17 protein-coding genes are annotated in these 18,457 nt (G+C 68.2%); 8 read left to right on the top strand and 9 right to left on the bottom strand.

Annotated features, from left to right (window positions below; genetic code table 11):
• Position 1: 1 nt before the first annotated feature.
• Positions 2-880, top strand: coding sequence for a ribokinase (locus ACFXN1_RS43990; RefSeq protein ID WP_379438897.1), 879 nt, complete (start codon positions 2-4; stop codon positions 878-880).
• Between the two features lie 421 nt (positions 881-1,301).
• Positions 1,302-2,048: a short-chain dehydrogenase/reductase gene (locus ACFXN1_RS43985; protein WP_379438895.1), complete on the top strand. Its 747-nt coding sequence runs from the start codon at positions 1,302-1,304 to the stop codon at positions 2,046-2,048.
• Positions 2,049-2,051: 3 nt separating this feature from the next.
• On the opposite strand, the gene ACFXN1_RS43980 is transcribed toward ACFXN1_RS43985, so the two are convergent.
• Positions 2,052-2,630 (bottom strand): TetR/AcrR family transcriptional regulator, encoded by a 579-nt coding sequence (locus ACFXN1_RS43980; protein WP_379438894.1) that lies wholly within the window; start codon positions 2,628-2,630, stop codon positions 2,052-2,054.
• A 115-nt stretch (positions 2,631-2,745) separates the two neighbouring features.
• Here ACFXN1_RS43980 and ACFXN1_RS43975 point away from each other — a divergent pair, with 115 nt between their 5' ends.
• Together ACFXN1_RS43975 and ACFXN1_RS43970 are read left to right on the top strand one after the other, a co-directional pair.
• The gene (locus ACFXN1_RS43975; protein ID WP_379438892.1) at positions 2,746-4,470 is read left to right on the top strand and encodes a nitroreductase family deazaflavin-dependent oxidoreductase; all 1,725 of its coding nucleotides are present in this window, start codon (positions 2,746-2,748) and stop codon (positions 4,468-4,470) included.
• 145 nt (positions 4,471-4,615) lie between these two features.
• Positions 4,616-5,488, top strand: a complete 873-nt coding sequence (locus ACFXN1_RS43970) for a class I SAM-dependent methyltransferase (RefSeq protein ID WP_379438891.1) — start codon at positions 4,616-4,618, stop codon at positions 5,486-5,488.
• On the opposite strand, the gene ACFXN1_RS43965 is transcribed toward ACFXN1_RS43970, so the two are convergent.
• From ACFXN1_RS43965 to ACFXN1_RS43940, 6 genes are all read right to left on the bottom strand, one after another.
• A complete protein-coding gene (locus tag ACFXN1_RS43965) occupies positions 5,461-6,492 on the bottom strand; it encodes a zinc-binding dehydrogenase (RefSeq protein WP_379438889.1) in 1,032 nt (343 codons plus the stop codon). The two genes, ACFXN1_RS43970 and ACFXN1_RS43965, sit on opposite strands and share 28 nt — an antisense overlap.
• A 40-nt stretch (positions 6,493-6,532) precedes the next feature.
• Positions 6,533-7,411, bottom strand: a complete 879-nt coding sequence (locus ACFXN1_RS43960; RefSeq protein ID WP_379438887.1) for a VOC family protein — start codon at positions 7,409-7,411, stop codon at positions 6,533-6,535.
• Positions 7,412-7,439: 28 nt separating this feature from the next.
• Positions 7,440-8,522, bottom strand: coding sequence for a 2Fe-2S iron-sulfur cluster-binding protein (locus ACFXN1_RS43955; protein ID WP_379438886.1), 1,083 nt, complete (start codon positions 8,520-8,522; stop codon positions 7,440-7,442).
• A gap of 132 nt (positions 8,523-8,654) precedes the next feature.
• Positions 8,655-8,900, bottom strand: a complete 246-nt coding sequence (locus ACFXN1_RS43950) for a hypothetical protein (protein WP_354834988.1) — start codon at positions 8,898-8,900, stop codon at positions 8,655-8,657.
• A gap of 11 nt (positions 8,901-8,911) precedes the next feature.
• On the bottom strand, positions 8,912-10,084 hold the full coding sequence (locus ACFXN1_RS43945) for a Rieske 2Fe-2S domain-containing protein (protein WP_379438884.1): 1,173 nt from the start codon (positions 10,082-10,084) through the stop codon (positions 8,912-8,914).
• 159 nt (positions 10,085-10,243) lie between these two features.
• Complete coding sequence (locus ACFXN1_RS43940) at positions 10,244-10,759, bottom strand: flavin reductase family protein (protein ID WP_379438882.1); 516 nt, start codon at positions 10,757-10,759, stop codon at positions 10,244-10,246.
• Positions 10,760-10,993: 234 nt separating this feature from the next.
• On the opposite strand from ACFXN1_RS43940, the gene ACFXN1_RS43935 reads away from it, so the two are divergent.
• The 4 genes from ACFXN1_RS43935 (at position 10,994) to ACFXN1_RS43920 (ending at position 15,855) form a co-directional block, all read left to right on the top strand.
• The gene (locus tag ACFXN1_RS43935) at positions 10,994-11,827 is read left to right on the top strand and encodes an IclR family transcriptional regulator (RefSeq protein ID WP_354834982.1); all 834 of its coding nucleotides are present in this window, start codon (positions 10,994-10,996) and stop codon (positions 11,825-11,827) included.
• 37 nt (positions 11,828-11,864) lie between these two features.
• Positions 11,865-12,503, top strand: coding sequence for a PadR family transcriptional regulator (locus ACFXN1_RS43930; RefSeq protein WP_379398845.1), 639 nt, complete (start codon positions 11,865-11,867; stop codon positions 12,501-12,503).
• Between the two features lie 81 nt (positions 12,504-12,584).
• Positions 12,585-14,411, top strand: coding sequence for an MFS transporter (locus ACFXN1_RS43925; RefSeq protein WP_379438881.1), 1,827 nt, complete (start codon positions 12,585-12,587; stop codon positions 14,409-14,411).
• Positions 14,412-14,634: 223 nt separating this feature from the next.
• Entirely contained in the window at positions 14,635-15,855 is a 1,221-nt protein-coding gene (locus ACFXN1_RS43920) for a bifunctional 3,4-dihydroxy-2-butanone-4-phosphate synthase/GTP cyclohydrolase II (RefSeq protein WP_379438879.1), read from the top strand.
• A gap of 24 nt (positions 15,856-15,879) precedes the next feature.
• Here ACFXN1_RS43920 and ACFXN1_RS43915 read toward each other — a convergent pair whose 3' ends face one another.
• Both ACFXN1_RS43915 and ACFXN1_RS43910 read right to left on the bottom strand, forming a co-directional pair.
• Entirely contained in the window at positions 15,880-16,926 is a 1,047-nt protein-coding gene (locus ACFXN1_RS43915) for a hypothetical protein (protein ID WP_379438877.1), read from the bottom strand.
• 44 nt (positions 16,927-16,970) lie between these two features.
• A complete protein-coding gene (locus ACFXN1_RS43910) occupies positions 16,971-18,113 on the bottom strand; it encodes an erythromycin esterase family protein (protein WP_379438875.1) in 1,143 nt (380 codons plus the stop codon).
• Positions 18,114-18,457: the final 344 nt, after the last annotated feature.

Below are 18,457 nucleotides of genomic sequence, written 5' to 3'. Positions count from 1 at the left end.
CATGGCGCGAATTGCGGTGGTGGGCAGCATCAATATGGATCTGGTGACGACCGTGGGGCGGCGGCCGGAGGCCGGGGAGACGGTGGCCGGGGACGGGTTCGCGCTGGTTCCGGGTGGGAAGGGGTCGAATCAGGCGATCGCGGCGCGGCGGGCGGGGGCCGAGGTCGAGTTCGTGGGGGCGGTCGGCGGGGATGTGTTCGCCGACGCGCTGCGGAAGGTGTTGCACGAGGCCGGGGTTGGGGTCTCACGGCTGCGCGAGGTCGAGGGGCCCAGTGGGATCGCGACGATCGTGGTGGACCGGAATGGCGAGAACACCATCATCGTGGTGGCGGGCGCCAATGGGCGGATGACGGAACTTACTACGGCGGACCTGGATACGATCGCCGCCGCGGATGTGCTCATGTGCCAGTTGGAAATTCCGATTCCCACGGTGCTCGCGGCCGCCCGGCACGCGCGGGCCAATGGCACCACGGTGGTGCTGAATCCCTCACCGGCGCAAGAGCTTCCGGACGAGTTGTGGGCCGAGGTCGACGTCGCGGTTGTCAATGAAGGTGAGGCGGCTCGACTGGCCTCTGCGCTCACCGACGTGCCGCACGTCATCACAACGCTGGGCGGCGCGGGGGCGAGCTATCGCGGTCCCGACGGTGTCGAGCTCGCCCATCCGGGGATTCGCGTGCAGGTCGTGGACACCACCGGTGCCGGCGACACCTTCACCGGCGCGCTCGCCGCGCATTGGCACGAGGGGCCCCCTTCCGCGCTGGCCTGGGCCTGTACCGCGGGGGCGCTGGCCACGACGAAACTGGGTGCCAGTGCCTCGATTCCGGAGTCGGCGGAGGTCGAGGGCGTGCTCGCGGGTCCGGGGCGCGATAGCCGGGTGTGATTATGTGGTGAGGGTCAACGAAAGGGTGCCTGCGCACTGGCCTTGGCCGCCAAGGGATTCCACGTCTACGCCGGGGTCCGCACCCCGACACCGGACCTGGACGCCACCGGCATCACCCAGCTCACGCTCGATGTCACCGATTCCGCGAGCGTCGCGGAAGCCGCCGGAAGCGGGATCCGATGCACGACTCGCGGTCTTGTTGTCGCATATCCCGGCAGGGCTGCGCGACAGGGTATTCCAGCGCGCGCTCGGTCTGTCGGGCATAGTGCCCACCGCCGCCGCGACGGCGTAGCGGGCACCGGGAACAGATGGCGGCGATCCGCCTTTTCCATCAATGTGGACATTCGACCAAAAGTTGAACCCGACGAATGTCCGCACCGTTTGACATCGGCATCGGACACGAGATTCAGGAGATGGGCCAATGGATTTGAGACTGGGCGGCAGAACCGCGCTCGTGACCGGCGCGTCGGCGGGCATCGGCGCGGAGATCGCGCGGGTGCTCGCCGCGGAGGGCTGCCATCTGCATCTGGCCGCCCGCAACAAGGAGCGGCTGGACGAGATCGCCGAGCGGCTGCGCGCCGAGTACGGGGTGCAGGTGCGCTCCCACCCGGTGGACCTGCGGTCGGCCGAGGATCTCACCGGGCTGGCGGACGCGGTCGGCGCGCCGGACATTCTGGTCAACAATGCCGGCGACATTCCGGCCGGAACCCTGACGGCCGTCGACGCCGAAACCTGGCGGCACGCATGGGAGCTCAAGGTCTTCGGCTACATCGACCTGAGCCGCCGCGTCTACGCGGACATGACGCAGCGGGGCGGCGGCGTCATCGTGAACGTCATCGGTTCGGCGGGCGAGCGGCCCGATGCCGAGTACATCGCGGGCAGCACCGGCAATGCGGCGCTCATGGCGTTCACCCGCGCGCTGGGCAGCCGCAGCTGGCGCGACGGCATCCGGGTGGTCGGCATCAATCCGGGCCCGGTGGCCACCTCGCGCATCACCACACTCATCGAGACCAATGCCCGTTTCGCCGGGATGGCGGCGGACTTCCCCTTCGGCCGCCCGGCCCATCCGCGTGAAATCGCCGATATGGCAGCGTTTCTGGCCTCGGACCGGTCCGGCTACACCACCGGCACCATCGTCACCATCGACGGCGGCCTGAGCCTGATCTGAGGCTCAGGCGACCGAGGTCGTCCTGCCCGTGTGCAGGGCGACCAGGTCGGCCATCTGCTGGCCGGCCCGTTCCAGGGGTGCGGTCGAGCGGGTCGCCAGCGACATGACGACCGCGCCCTCGACCGCTGCGATGATGGTGGTCGCCAGGGAGCGGGCAGTGGCGGGTTCCACGGCCTCGGCCTCGAGCCGGTCGGCCAGGATGCCCTCCCACTCTCCGAAGGTCTCCCCCGCCACGTCGGCCGCCTCGGGCGATTCCGAGCGGCCGAGCGCCGCGGCCACGATCGGGCAGCCCGCGGTCAAGTCGCTCGAGACCAGCACGTCCCGCCACAGGGCCGGGAAGGCGGCGATGGCGCCGGCCAGATCGGTGCCGGCGGTGACGGTTCGCATGAGTGCGCTGGTGGCCTGTCCGGCGGTCCGGGTGGCCTCGGCGACCAGTTCGGATTTGCCGCCCGGGAAGTTCAGGTAGATGGACCGGCGGGAGATGCCGCTGTGCTCGAGCAGCTGCGCGATGCCGGTCCCGGCGATGCCATTGCACCGCATCAGGGCGATGGCGCTGTCGATGAGGCGGTCGCGGGCACCCATGGACGGTTCCTCCTTGCTCTATACCGATCGGTGTACTAGCGTTTTCGGATATACCGATTGGTCTACTCAGTGTAGTCCGCCGCTCAACTCTTCGACGAGGAATCGGGGCCACACCATGCCGTCAGCATCCACCGCGCGACAGTCGACCCTGCACGATCCCCTGCCGCTGGCCAGCGGTCAGGTGCTACCCAATCGGATCATGAAATCCGCCCTGAGCGAAGGGCTGGCCAACGGCGACAATGCCCCCGACGCGCGGCTGGAACGACTGTACGGCCACTGGAGCCGCGGCGGCTACGGCCTCATCGTCACCGGCAATGTCATGGTCGACCGCCGGCACTGCGGCGAACCCGGCAATGTGGCCATCGAGGACGAGCGGCACCTGGAGGCCCTCACCCGCTGGGCCAAGGTCGCCAAGGACGGCGGCGCCAAGGTCTGGGTGCAGCTGAATCATCCCGGACGGCAGGCCAATCCGATCGTCACCCGCACCCGCGCGGTCGCACCCTCGGCCATTGCCATGGGCATCCCCGGCGTGCCCGCCCCGCGCGAGCTGACCGAGGACGAGATCCTCGACATCATCGCCCGCTTCGGCCGCGCCGCCCGGGTCGCCGAGGCCGCCGGATTCGACGGCATCCAGATCCACGGCGCGCACGGCTATCTGGTCTCGCAGTTCCTGTCCCCGCTGTCGAATCAGCGCACCGACGCCTGGGGCGGCGACGCCGAGCGGCGGCGGCAATTCGTGGTCGAGGTGGCGCGCAGCATCCGCGCTGCGGTGAGCCCGGGCTTCGGGCTGGGCATCAAACTCAATTCGGCCGACTTCCAGCGCGGCGGCTTCACCGAGGACGAGTCGCGCACGGTCATCGAGGAGCTGTCCGGCGAGCAGGTGGACCTGTTCGAAATCAGCGGCGGCAGTTACGAATCCCCCGCCATGATGGGCCGGCCGCGCACGGCCTCGGCCGGCACCCGCGCCCGCGAGGCGTACTTCCTGGACTACGCCGAGACCGCCCGGCAGGCCGCGGGCTCGGTCCCGATCGCGGTGACCGGCGGTTTCCGCTCCCGCGCCGCCATGTCCGACGCGCTGGCCGGCGGCACCTGCGACCTGGTCGGCCTGGGCCGCCCCGCGGCCGTGATCCCCAGCGCCGCAGCCGATCTGCTCACCGAGCGCACCGATGCGCTGCGCCCGCCGCACATCTCGCTGGGCCTGCCCCCGCGCCTGGCCGCCAATGGCGGCCTGAAGTCCTTCGACGGCGCGCTCGACCTGCAGTGGCACACCGATCAGCTGCACCGGCTCGGCGCGGGCAAGGATCCCGATCCGGACCGCTCACCCTGGCTGACGGCGGTGACCATGCTGCGCCGCAACGGCTTCGACGCCTTCCGCAGCAAGCGATCCGCCGCCCCGCGCACCACCGCCGACCGGGCGGCCCGCAAGTTCCGCACCGAGCGCGCCGTGGGCCGCTACGTGATGAACCCGACCGTCCGCGCCCTGGACCGGATCGGCATCCGCACCGCCTTCGCCAGCGAGATCGAAACCGTCGGCCGCAAGTCCGGGCAGCCGCGCCGCGTGCCGGTGTCGCTGCTGTTCGACGACGAGGGCGCGTGGGCCATCTGCCAGCACGGCCTGCGGTCGGGCTGGGGCCTGAACCTCACGGCCAACCCGAATGTCCGTGTCCGCCAGGGTGATAACTGGCGCACCGGCACCGCCGCGCTGCTCCCCGACGACGATGTGGTGGCCCGCGCCCGCACCTTCGCCCCGCATCCGGCGCTGGCCCCGTTCACCCGCGGCTTCTTCGCGGCGCTGGAGAGCGATCCGGTGACGGTCCGGATCACCTTCACCGATCGATAGTCCGACGGCATTTCACCGTAATCGGGAATTTATTTCCGTGTGATATGGTGAAGGCGAAATCGAATTCTCCTGTCTACCATCGGGTCTCGCGGTAGCGATTACCGATAATGGGCTGCCGCGCATCCGTACGTGGAGGGAGAATTCGATGGACAACGGCTCGACGGACAACAGGGGCCCGAGCCGGACCGCGATGATGGCGGCGGCCGGACGCGCCGCGCATCTGATCGTGGATCGCCCACCGCATCTGTTCCAGGACACCGTGGCCGAGACGCTGCTGGGCGAGCGGGCCGCCGAACTCATCTCCTATCACCGGGAGTCCGGCGATCACCCGGTGCTCAGTGGCACCAGATCCCAGGTCAGCGCCCGCAGTCACTACACCGAGGCCCGGCTGGCGGCCGGCGAGTTCGAGCAGTACGTGATCCTCGGCGCGGGCCTGGACACCTTCGCCTACCGCTCGCCCCTGGCAGGGCGGGTCGCGGTCTACGAGGTGGACCATCCCGCCACCCAGGCGTGGAAGCGGGAATTGCTCGCCGCCGCCGGAATCGGCGTCGACACGGTCGAATTCGTCGGCGTCGATTTCGAACGCGACGACCTGGCCGCGGAATTGGCCGCGCACGGCTTCGACCCGAATCGGCCCGCCCTGGTGAGCTGGCTGGGCGTCACCATGTATCTGACCGAATCGGCGATCGGCGCCACCCTGGACACGCTGTCGGGCTGGGCGCCCGGCACCGAAGTGGTGATGGAGTACGCGCTGTTACCGGAGCTGCGCGACGAATCCGGCCGTGTCTTCGCCGAATTCGCGCTCGCCGCCACCGCCGAACAGGGTGAGCCGCTGCTCAGCTTCTTCTCACCCGAGTCTGTGACGGCGCTGCTCGATCGGCACGGATTCACTGTGGCCGAACATATTTCGCAGCACACCGCCGTCGACGCCGCCCTCTGGCAGCGTGCGGACGGCCTGCACCCGGTCGACTTCTGCCGGCTGGTGCGCGCTCACATTCCGGGACGGACCAGGATCTGAATGTGATCGTCGGGATTGCGCAGTGACTCGATGGCGCCCGCGACCCCGTCCAGCCCCACCTGATCGGTGATGAGCGAGGCGGCGTCCACGGTGCCGTCGGCGATGCGGCGCAGGGTCTTCGCGTACTCCTCGTGCGGGTACACCATGCACATCTGGAGCGAGATGTCCTTGTAGATGCCGACGATGGGCCGGATGACGTCGTCGGTCATGACCGCGCCGATCTGCAGGATGGCCGTCTCGCGCGGGACTCTGTACATGAGGTCGTTGAGCAATCCCGGCACCGAGGCGCACACCCACACGTGCAGCTTCTGCCCCGGCGCGGACAGCTCCTGCCACACCTCGACCGGATCCTCGACGGCCGGATCCACCACCCGGTGCGCGCCCAGCCGCAGCGCGGCCTCCCGGCGCAGCTTCGACGGATCCGAGGCCACGATGGGTGCGACGCCGCGCTCGGCCAGCGCGGCCACCGCACCCAGACCGACCGGCCCGCAACCGATCACGATCCCGGTCCCGTCCGGCCCGATGCCGGTGCGCGCCACATTGCCGAACCCGACCGCCAGCGGCTCGGTCAGGGCCGCGACATGCGGCGGCACATGATCGGGAATGGGCTCGAGCGCCATGGCCTGCAACACCATGCGCTCGCCGAAGCCGCCCGGGAACTCGTTGGAGTATCCGACTCCGTGGATCCCGCCCGCGGCGTCCAGCGCCCAGGGCAGCGCGACCACGTGCTGCCCCGCCACGAACGGCGTGTCCGGTCCGGCGCCGATGACCCGGGCGGCCAGCTCGTGGCCCAGCACCAGGTCCCGGTGCGGATCGAACAGGAAGGTCGGCACGCCGCTGTCGCGCGAGGCCTGCAGGAACTCGTCGGTGTGGTCGAGCGCCTGCTTGTCGGATCCGCAGATCCCGCAGGCGATCGTCTCGACCAGCACCTGCCCGGGTCCCGGGACCGGTTCGGGCACCTCGTCGACTACGAGTTTCCGATTCCGCATGACGACCGCACGCATGTCACTGTCCTTCCGTGCCGGGAGCGCGGGTGCGGGTGGGTCAGCCCCTAGCCCACTCGTGGCCCCAGTAGCTGTCGGCGGTCATCTCCTCGGCGACGTAGTCGTCGCCGACGAGCATGCCCTCGCAACCGAATTCGAGATCCCAGTTGCCCGGCGTGCGGACGTAGAAGGAGATCATCTTGTCGTTGGTGTGGCGGCCCAGCGTGGAGGACAGGTGGTAGCCCGCCTTGTTCACGCGGTCCAGGGCGCGGCCCACATCGTCGAGCGAGTCCACCTCGATCATGACGTGCACGATGCCCGGGCCGTCCGGGCGCGAGCCCGGGATGAGCGCCAGGCTGTGATGGCGGGCATTGACGCCCATGAAGCGGATCCAGATCGGATGCTCGGGCGGGCCCACCCGGAACGAGCCGCGGGAGGCGAAGCCCAGCACCTCGGTGTAGAACTTGCGCGCCTGTTCGATATCGCGCACCGGCAGCACCACGTGGCCCAGACCCAGGTCCCCGGTGACGAACCGGTTGCCGAACTTGCCGACCACCGGGCTGTGGTCCAGCAGCGGGCCGTGGAAGACCTCGATGGTGAACCCGGACGGATCGACGAAGGCGATGGCCTCCTCGACGTGCCGGTTGGCGGCCTCGGCCGGCGTCAGCGTGGTGATCGCGACGCCGGCCTTCTCCAGGATCTCGCGCACCAGCTCCAGCGAGCGCCGGTCGGCGACCTGCCAGCCGACGGCGATGACCGCGTCGCGGTCGCCGGGTACCAGCTCGAGCCGGTAGGTGTGCTCGTCGACGCGCAGGTACACCGAATCGGCGTTCGGGCCGGAGCCCTCGGCGAAACCGATGGTGTCGAAGGCGAATGCGCGCCAGGCGTCCACATCGGCGATCTGGGCGCGCACGTAGCCGAGCGAGGCGAAGGCAGCCATGGTGATACTCCTCGGGAGATTCGGGATATCAGGAATAGGTGACGGTGACGTCGTCGGTGACCGGAACGGCCTGGCAGGCGAGCACATAGCCGTCGGCGATGTCCTCGTCCTCCAGGATTTCATTGCGGCGCATGCTCACCTCGCCGGAGACCACCCGGCACACGCAGGCGCTGCACGCGCCCTCCTTGCACGAGTACGGGGCGTCCAGGCCCTTGGCGAGCATGGTGTCGAGCAGGGTCTGCTGCCGCGGCCAGGTCAGCTCGTGGTTCTCGCCGTCGAGCTCGACCCGCGCGAGGGCGGCGTCACCGTCGTCGGCCACCACCTCGGTTGCGGCCGTGTCGATCTCGAACGGGTTGCCGGACAGCGAGACGAACTTCTCCGAGTGGACGCGCTTGCGGTCGGCGCCGAGCTCGGCCATGGCCGCCGCGACCGCGTCCATGAACGGACCGGGACCGCAGACGAAAACCTCCCGGCCCGCCCATGGACGCGCCATCGCGGCCAGACCGGCCACGCTCGGCAAGCCCTGCACCGACTGCAGCCAGTGCAGCACCAGGAGCCGATCCGGGTGCGCGGCAGCCAGTTCCGCGAGCTCCTCGGCGAAGATAACCGAATTCTCGTGCTGGTTGGCGTAAATCAGCGTGCAGTGGCCGGAGCCCTGCGCCAGCGCGGATTTCAGGATGGACAGCACCGGCGTGACACCGCTGCCGCCGGCGAACAGCAGCAGGTCGGTGTCCAGCGAATCCGGGGTGAAGATGCCGGCGGGCGGCAGCACGTCCAGGGTCAGGCCCTCGGTGGCGTTGTCGCACAGCCAGTTCGAGCCGTAGCCGTCGACGGTCCGCTTCACGGTGACCTTCAGCGGACCGCCCTCGTGCGGCGCGCTCGACAGCGAGTAGCAGCGGCTCACCGACCCGGTGAGATCGCTCGGGATGCGCAGGGTCAGGAACTGTCCCGGACGATACGAGAACCAGTCGGCGTGCGCGGCGTCCGGCGCCAGCTCGAGCGACACCGCGTCGGCCGTCTCGCGCACCACGCGCACGATCCGCACCGATGTGATCCCGCTCACCTGCGCGGCTTCCACAGCCGCGTCCACCTCGAAGTCCGTGACCGTCATCCGTTCCACCAGTTCCATTCCTGTGCTGTCAGTTTCGACCCCGTCCCGGAGGGGTATCCGCTACTCGGGGCCGACCGCCGACGATGTCGGGAGGCCCACCCGGAGGACGCCGACCGCAGCCGGCGACTCCACTCAGGCCAGAGTTCGCCCGCGAGTGCGCACGTCCACGTCACGCGTGCTGACGGTCAACGCACCCGAGGCGACGGCCTCGTCGATGCTGGCCCGCAGCGCCGGGCACGTGTGAGCTCGCAGTCCGGTGTCCGCGAGTTCCGTGCAGGCGGCCTGCGCGTCCCTGTTCCACTGCACGCTGGTGTGCTGGTCGCTGTACTTCTCCACCAGCACGCAGGTCCCGCAGGACCGGCACGAAACCTTGTCCATGGCAGCGTCTCTCAGCCCTGTGCCACTGCGTCGGAGACGTTGCTCGCAACGGCGGCTTCGCGCTTGGCGATATTGTCGGCGACCTCGGCCTCCCACGCGGTGACCGCGCGGGTGGTGTCCACCTCGTACTCGAAGCGGTCGGTCATCTCGTCCTTGACCTCGGCCGTGTCCACGTAGAACTGCTCGTACCAGCGACGCAGCTGGTAGACCGGCCCGTCCTCCTCGCACAGCAGCGGATTGTTGATGCGCGACTTGCGCTTCCAGATGGCCGCGTCCTGCTCGAAGCCCTTGCCCAGGCCGCCCACGAACTTCTCGGCGATCTCCTGCGCCTGCGCGGCGGGCACACCCTCCGGCTTCTTGGCGATCGCGCCGTACATGAGCACGAACTGGTTCTCGTTGATCGGGTAGTGGCAGTTGATCAGGTAGCCCTCGACGACCAGCCCGTTCGGGCTCTCGCTCTTCAGGTAGTCGATCATGTAGGAGGGCCCGTAGTAGGAGGCCTCCGACTGCAGGACGTTCTTGCCGCCCAGCGCCTTGGCGGTCTCGCCCATCATGTCCTCACGCGACACGGAGGTCATGTACTGGCTGGCGGTGTGGCCCTCGAAGACGTTCTTGAAGAAGGTCGGGAAGCCGTAGTGCACGTAGAAGAAGTGCGCCATGTCCACGACATTGTCGACGACCTCGCGGCAGTTGGCGTCGACGATCATCGAGTTCCAGGTCCAGTCGGTCCACTCGTCGTCGAAGGCGGCGTCGATGCGCGGGATCGCCAGCTCGGCCGGCGGCTGCTTGCCCTCCGGGTCGTTCCAGACGAACAGCATCTTGTTCTCGACCATGGTCGGCCACGCCTTGGTGCGGGCCAGCGGGGGCACGCGGCGCGCGTACGGGATGCCGGTGCACTTGCCCTTGCCGTTCCAGCGCCAGTCGTGGAACGGGCAGGCGATGGAGTCGCCCTTGACGGTGCCGTCGGCCAGGTTGCCGCCCATGTGGGGGCAGTACGCGTTGAGCACGTTGAGGGTGCCGTCCTCGGCCGCGAACACCACGATCTCGGTGCCGAAAGCCTTGACGGTGTGCGGCTTTCCATCGCGGAAGGAGTCGGCCAGGCCCAGGCAGTGCCAGCCGCGCGCGAATCGCGCCGGGGGCTTGCCCGCGTCGATGACCCGCACCTCACCGTCCATGGTGGTCATGTGAATTCCTCTCCCTTGCCTTGCTTCGATGGTTGCGGCCGATGTGACGGCGACGACAGCGCAGTCTCACTGGCCGGGCTGTGACTACTGATGGACGAGACGACCGCGCCGGCCGATGGCCGGGACGACTACGCCCACTGATGTTCGGGACGACCGTGCCTACTGCGTGTCGAGACGACCGAACGCCGCGCGGTAGAACAGCAGCGGCTTCGCCTCGGAATGCTCATTCAAGCAGGTCACGCGGCCGATGACGATGGTGTGGTCGCCGCCGTCGGCTTCGTCGTACAGCTCGCAGTCGATGGAGGCCATGGCCCCGGCGAGCAAGGGCGAGCCGTTCTCCGAGGCGGTCCACTCCACGCCCGCGAACTTGTCGGCACCCGGACGCCCGAGCTGACGGCAGATCTCGGCCTGATCGTCGGCCAGGATGTTCACGCAGAACCGGCCCACCGCACGGATCCTCGGCCAGGTGCTCGAGGTCCGCGCCGGGAAGAAGCTCACCAGCGGCGGGTCGATGGACAGCGATGCGAACGACTGGCACGCGAAGCCGAGGGGTTCGTCCTCGTCAAGGGCGGCGATCACGGTGACTCCCGAGCAGAACCTGCCGAGAACGGTCTTGAATGCCGTCGCGTCGATGGCCGGTGTCCGGCCGCCGGGCACATTGACACCAGTAAGCACCGGCGCCTCCTTATTTCGATCCGAAATATAGCTAGCAGTCATGACAGCAGGTCGCGCGCAGGAGGCGTCAACTCCGTGGTTCGGTGATCGGGACACGGATGCGTAGGTTTTACGTAGTTCTCCCGATTCCGCAGGTTGTGGCACGAGGCACTGTGATGGGTAGCACAAGCTCCGAACTAGGTACATGCCTAATCGGAATAGTCCTAGACTGGATATGAACCAACGGAGGTACATATGTCCGTCACCATGCTGCCCCCGGCGGAGACTCGACACCCACACAACCCCATGCGCGCCAAGGAATCTCGCGCCAGCGCTGAAGTTCCCGTCTCGATGATCGAGCGGATGACCTTGATCCTGGACGCATTCGACGCATCCACCCCCACCCTCACGCTGCTCGGCCTGGTCGAGCGCACCGGGCTGCCGCGGTCCACCGTGCACCGGATCCTCGACCAGATGATCAAGCTGCGCTGGCTGGCCCACACCTCGGGCGGCTACCGGCTGGGCATGCGCGCACTCGAGCTCGGCGGACTCACCGCCGACCACAACGAGATTCGCGACGCCGTGTCCCCGCTGCTGCACGAGCTGAGCCAGCGCACCGGCATGGTCGGACACCTGGCCGTCCTCGACGGTCGCGACGTGGTCTACCTGGACAAGGCCGGCGGCCGCTTCGCCGCCAGCCTGCCCACCCGCCTGGGTGGCCGGATGCCCGCGCACGCCACCGCGCTCGGCAAGGCGATGCTCGCCTGCCTGGAGCCGAACATCGCCGAGGCCGCGCTGCGCACCCGGCTGCCGCGCCTGACCCCGCGCACCATCTGCGAGCCCGAGGCGCTCTCGCGCGAACTGCAGCAGATCCGCATGCGGCAGGGCGTGGCCATCGACCGCGAGGAGGCCGTCGCCGGAATCGCCTGTGTCGCAGCGCCGCTGCGGGGCCGCGGCACCGCGCCCGCCGCCCTGTCGCTGTCCGGCCGCGCCGACGGCATGAGCTACGACCGGCTGGCCCGCGTCGTGCTCGAGGTCGCGCACGAGGCCGGCCGCACCCTGTTCCCGCGTCGCGCCCACTGGCGTTGAGCGGAGCCAGGGCATGCGGGGGCGATACAGTTCGATCATGACCGATGGCGTGCCTGCCGAAGAGGCGCAGGCGATTCCGGAACTTCCCACAACGGCGTGGGCGGTTCTCGGAATGCTCTCGCACGCCGAAGAACTGTCCGGATACGACCTGAAGAAATGGGCCGACTGGAGTCTGCAGTTCTTCTATTGGAGTCCGTCGTTCAGCCAGATCTACGCCGAGCTCAAGCGTTTGGAAAAGCACGGCTACGCGATCTCCCGGACCGTGGTGTCCGAGGACGGCATGCGCGGCAAACGCATGTATGCCATTACCGAGAGCGGGCGCGAAGCAGCGTCGAACTGGGTCAACCACTCCCCCGTCGAGGCCCCCGTCCTCAAGCACAGTGTGATGCTGCGGGCCTGGCTGGGGCACCTGGCCGAGCCCGAGCGCATGCGCGAGATCCTCACCCAGCACATCGAATACACCGAGACCATGCGGCGGCGTGCACAGGCCGACGCCGAGGGCGCGGATGTGAATCCGGACTGGGCATATCCCAGCGCCGTATTGCGCTGGTGCGTCAAGCATTACGAGGCCGAAAAGGAATTCGCCGAGGAACTGCTGGCGGATTTGGACAAATTGGCGAGACAGCGTAGCCGCCGGAAGCCTGCGAAGAAGCAGAATTCCAGCGATTCCCACTGAACGGACTTGGTGATAGTCGGCGCCCAGTGGCCGTGACACGGTTCACACGATCGTGTTACTACCCACCCTGGAGGACGCCACATGTCCTTGAACGACGACAGAGCCACCTCCGTCGACACCGCGGTACCAACGAGTCCCGCGCCGAACGAATCCGGGCGCCTCGACGGCGCCTCGAATCTGAGGATCTGGTCGGTCCTCGCGGTCATCGTGCTGTTCACCGAGGTCTCCCCGATGCAGTACGTCATGGTCGCGTCGGCACTGCGACAGATCGCGCCCACCTTCCCCGACCAGGGCGCGAACATCAACTGGGCCATCATCGTCTTCGGCATCTTCGGCGCCGCCGTGTCCCCGCTGATCGGCAAGCTCAGCGACATCTGGGGCAAGAAGAAGATGTTCCTGGTCTGCGGTGTGCTGTTCCTCATCGGCACGGCCCTGTGCGCCGTCACCAGCAACTGGGCGGTGTTCCTCGTGGGCCGCGCGCTGGAAGCGACGGCCATCGCGACGACCGTGGTGTCCTACGGCCTGATCCGGGACCTGATGCCGCGCAGGCTGGTTCCCGTCGGCCTCGGCATCGCCTCCACGGGTCTGGGCGTATCCGCCCTCGCCGGTCCGCTGATCGGCGGCTACATCACCGATCACTACAGCTGGCGCGGACTGTTCTGGTTCCTGTTCGTCTTCACCGTGATCATGATTCCGCTGCTGATCATCGTGGTGCCGGAGTCGAAGCTGCGCACCCCGCAGCGCCTGGACATCGTCGGCGCGGTGCTGCTCGGCGCGGGCGCCACCCTCACCCTGCTTTACCTGGACAAGGGCCAGGACTGGGGCTGGACCAAGCCCTCCACGCTGGCGTGGCTGATCGGCGGCCTGGTGCTGCTGGCCCTGTTCCCGATCGTGGAAATGCGTGCCAAGCAACCGATCATGGACATGAAGCTGCTGTTCAACCCGCGCGTCAGCGTGGTGCTGTTCATCGGTCTGCTGGCCTCGTTCATGATCGGCTACCAGTCCTACGCGACCGGCTACATGACCCAGTCGCCACCGTCCGATCAGGTCGTGTCGCAGGTCAAGGACGCCACCTGGGATCAGGTGAAGGCCGGCGCCCTGGCCCAGGCACAGGCCCAGGCTCTCACTCAGGCACGAGCGCAGGGGCTCGCCGCGGCCGAGGCACAGGCCAAGGCTGCGCTGCCGCCGGGCATGGACCTGCCGCCGGATGTGGTCAAGAAGCTGACGGACACGGTGAATGCGCAGGTGACACCGGAGGTCGTGAACGCGCAGGTGCCGCCGGAGATGGTGTACCAGCACTTGCCGCCGGACATGGTCAAGGTGGATCTGCAGCCGGGCTACAGCTACGGCGACAACTTCTCGCTGCTGAAGTACGCCACCCACGTGACCCTCGCACAATCGTTGATCGCCATGATCTTCGGCTTCCTGGGCGGCCTGTGGATCCGCCGCTCGGGCGCCCGCTGGCCACTGGTGACGGCACTGGTCATCTTCGTCGGCGGCGGCCTGGCCTATGCGGCGCTCTCACACGGCTGGCAGACGCAGGCGCTGATCAGCGCCGTGTACGGCATCGCGTTCGCGCTGTACTACGCATCCACGCCGAACCTGATAGTGGAAGGCGTTCCGGCGGAACAGCAGGGCATCAGTGCGGGCATGCTGGGCGTCATGCAGGCCATGGGCGCCGGCATCGGCCTCGCGGTGGCCACCGCGTTCCTGACCGCGAATCCGGTCAAGGCAGTGGTGTCGGTGGCGGGCCAGGCGCCGGTCACCAAGGACATCCCGCTGCTCTACGCCGACAAGGGCTACGAGATCAGCTTCTACTTCGTGGCCATCTCGGCCGCGGTGGCACTGATCGGAGCGCTCATCATGAAGCACGGCCGGACCCCGGCCACCGGTGGTGCCGCGCATTGACACTCGTGTGAGGCACTGACAACCGAATGAACAACGGCCCGGAGGCGATTCGCCTCCGGGCCGTTGTGGCGTACTGGAAAACTCCGTCACCACTATGACCCGAAGCGTGCACTGACCGCACTTTCCTGACCGCTGAGCGGGACCTCACCTCGTTGTTCCGCACTCGTCATATTTCGATTGGAAATAGGTCGCCAGCCCGTGCGGCCGGAGGAGGTGGTCGACGATGACCGGTGAACTCGACTCGATCGCAGCCGCGGTGGCGGCGGTGGCCCGCGGCGGCATGGTGCTGGTCGTGGACGACGAGAACCGCGAGAACGAAGGCGATCTGATCCTGGCCGCCGAGCACGCGACCGCGGAGAACATCGCGTTCCTGGTGCGGCACACCAGCGGGGTGCTCTGCGTGCCGATGGCCGGCGAGGACTGCGACCGCCTCCAGCTACCGCCGATGACCTCGATCAACGAGGATCCCAAGGGCACCGCCTACACCGTCTCGGTGGACGCCGTTTCCGGTGTCAGCACCGGCATTTCGGCCGCCGACCGCGCCTGCACCATGCGCCTGCTGGCCGACCCGCGCACCACCGCGGCCCAGCTCTCCCGGCCCGGGCACGTGTTCCCGCTGCGCGCGAATCCCCGTGGCGTGCTGGGCCGTCCGGGCCACACCGAGGCCGCGGTCGATCTGATGCGGCTGGCCGGGCTGCGTCCGGCCGGTGTCATCGCCGAGGTCGTCACCGACGACGGCAGCATGGCGCGGCTGCCCGAGCTGCTGGTCATGGCGCGGGAATGGGGTATCCCACTCGTCTCCATCGCCGACCTGATCGCGCATCGGAAGCAGCTGGAGCACGGCATCATCCGCGAGGTCGAGACCCGGCTGCCCACCCGCTTCGGCGACTTCCACGTCTACGGCTACTCCGACGCCCACACCGGCGCGGAACACCTCGCCCTCGTCCAGGGCGATCCGTCGGGCGAGAACACGCTCGCCCGAGTGCATTCCGAATGCCTCACCGGCGACGCCTTCGGCTCGCTGCGCTGCGACTGCGGCGAGCAACTCGACGCCGCCCTGGAGGCCGTCGCCGAGGCAGGGCGCGGGGTCATCGTCTATCTGCGCGGCCAGGAGGGCCGGGGCATCGGCCTGCTCAACAAGCTCCGCGCCTACGAACTCCAGGACGCGGGCGCGGACACCGTGGACGCGAACGTCCGCCTGGGCCTGCCCATCGACGCCCGCGATTACGGCGCCGCCGCCCGCATCCTCGCCGATCTGGGTGTGCGGTCGGTGCGCCTGCTGAGCAACAACCCGGCGAAGCAGTCGGGCTTGCAGGCCAATGGCATCGCGGTGCACGCGCGGATCCCCCTGCAGACCCAGCCGACCGAGCACAATGTGCACTACCTCGCGACCAAGCGCGATCGGATGAGCCATCAGCTCCCCCATATCCCCGCGGTCGGGTAGCCGCATGCCGCGGTAGCGCGGGCGTCAGGTGTCCTCCGGTTCCCGCTCGTCCCACTGCAATCCGAGCCGGAAGGCCTGCAGCCCGGGCTTCGAGGGCGACAGCCACGCCTGAAACCGCAAGTCCGACGGATATTTCGCGCCCGACCGACGGATCGCCGCCTTCGTCTCCGCCGCGATCTGCCGCGCCGAGGCGACACCGTGGTTGAACATCTGGCCGCGCACCCCGCCCTCCTCGCGCACCTCCAGGCGGGACTGGGCGTTGGAGGCGAAGAAGCCCTGCGCCACCCACTCCGGCTCGTCGGCCAGGGTGAGAACCCAGATCGCGTACGGCACCAGGGGATGCAGGACCGGGAGATCCACCGCCAGGGAGAGGAACAACCGGTCGATGTGGTCGTCGAGTTCGTCGAGGGTCGGTGCGTCGGGCTCCTTGTAGCCGAGGGCGCCGACCTCTGTGCGCCGCGACTCGTCCGGCCACGCCAGCCAGCACTCGGTGGGCCGGTGGTCTTCGTCGTATTCCCAGTCGAATTCGCGCTCGACCGTACGCGGCCCGCGCGGCTCGATCCGCAGGCTCACCTCGATCGGGCGGATCGATCGGCCCAGCGTCACGATCTCGTCGGGGCGCAGCCAGATCGCCAGGGCGCCGGGGCCGCCCACCAGATCCGGTTCGCCGAGGATTCCGATGCACTCGGCCAGCGCGGTCGTGAACACGTGATCGACCAGCGCGGGCGGACAGGGGTACGACAGCAGGAGCTGTTTGATCTCCCCGTATCCGAAGCCCGGCGCCGTGATCGAATGCGGCGTCTCGACCGCGACGAGCGCTGCGCCTTCCGCAGTCAGCGCAGCTGCGTCACCGGTCGATTCCCACCCCAATTTCGCGTAGACACCGTCGATCTCGGTCCGGGACCACGTATCGAGTTCGGCGGCCAGCAATACCGACATGGTCTGACCGAAGCTACCGAGTTCCACGCGGCGTCCGTAGTTCCGCGCCCACCACTGGTTGGCCTCCGCATTGCGTTGCCGCCGTTGCTCTTCCGTCGGGTGCCGGACGTCTTCACTCAGGTCTTCGCTCACCGCGGCAGCGTATGTGACGGGGACGTATCGGATGGCCGTGGGATTCACGGCAGCCAGTGGACCGGGGTCACCTCCCGGATGTGGACGAGAATGTCGAAGGCCTTCGACAGGTCGCGAATCGCCAAGTGCTCGTCCGCATCCCGGACCGGGTCGTAGACGCCGCTGATCACGCGCATCTTGGCGGGGGCTGCGATCGGGGCGGTGCGCATGTCGAGCCAGAGTTGCGGAAAGCCCATCTCACCCAGCGTCGCATCCAGGAAATCCGGTGCGGGGGCGGGGATCTCGGCCACACCGACATTGCCGTGGTGGAAGCCGATGGCTATCGGGGCATAGCCGCGGCCGAAATGCTCACGGAGAACACTGCCGACACTGGATTGGGAGACCTGGTCCCGGGCCAGACCCAGGGCCGCAGCATCGGCGGAGACATGCGATATGCCGTCCCAGTACACGGTTCGCAGTCCGGTGCGCTGGTAGTGGCCGATGATCGAGGAGGCCCACAGTTCGGCTTCACCCGCATAGCTGCCGCGGCCCGCGACGCTGTGGCGGTGGAAGTCCTCGATCAGAGCCATTCGGGCCCGGACGGTTTCGCTGATGTCCGGGATCGAGGCGAGGAGCGTCGAGGCGTCGCGGGCGTGGTCGAGGAACGGGCGGCCCGGGTGGACGCCTCGGGCACGTTGGACGTGCTCGTCCAGCGTGTGGGCGGTGCGGATGGGCTCCAGATGGGCAGCGAGATCGGCCACATGATCCGGAGCCTGGGTCCGGACCGCATCGAGCACGGCGTCGTAATCCTCCGGCTTGGCCTGGGCCGGCTTGACGCCGATGACGCGCACTTGATCGCCGGGGTGGGCCTCGTTGAACTCACGAATCCAGGTCAGTGCCGCAGCCATCTCCGCGGTACGCCAGGGACGCCAGGCCAGTTCGAGAGCCGACACCGCCGTCCCCGTGCCCTCCCGCACGTAGGCATCCAGGGTCTCGCCGACATCGGCACTGTCCTGGACGGCGAGCGTACGGAATCCGTGGTGCGCGACCAGATTCCGGAACAACTCGTCGCGAAGCGCGAACGTCTCCTGAGCGAAACGCGTCGACTCGCCGATCCCGACCACGGTCGCGGCTGACAGCGACTGCGCGAGGGTGTCGATCGTAGTGGTATCGAAAGGGGCTGCGCTGAGTGTGGTTTCGGTAGGCATGACCCCACTCTCCAACCTCGACCAAGGTTCAGGTCAAGCCCGAAAGACAAACCCCAAAAGCCAAAAGACAAAAGATCAAAAGATTAAAGATGCCTGGAGAAGGGAGGGGGTCGGGCTCACGTCCGCGCCTGCACCTTCCAGCCCCCTCACCTTTGAAGCCGCATGTGGGGTTACTGCAGGAGGTATTCGCTGGGATTACGGGGTTGGGGTCGCCACGTGATGGCCTGGGGCTCGTTGGGGGACAGTGCTGATCGGTTGTGAAGCCAAAGGATCGACCTTCCGGCAGGCGATGGTGTGGTGAGCGTGGGAGGGTCGGTGTCGGGGTGAGGGTTTGAGGCGGGGTG

Source organism: Nocardia sp. NPDC059154 (assembly GCF_042755705.1).
Taxonomy (GTDB): Bacteria; Actinomycetota; Actinomycetes; order Mycobacteriales; family Mycobacteriaceae; genus Nocardia.
Note: the sequence above shows the minus strand (reverse complement) of the source record. Positions and strands in the feature narration are given on the sequence as shown.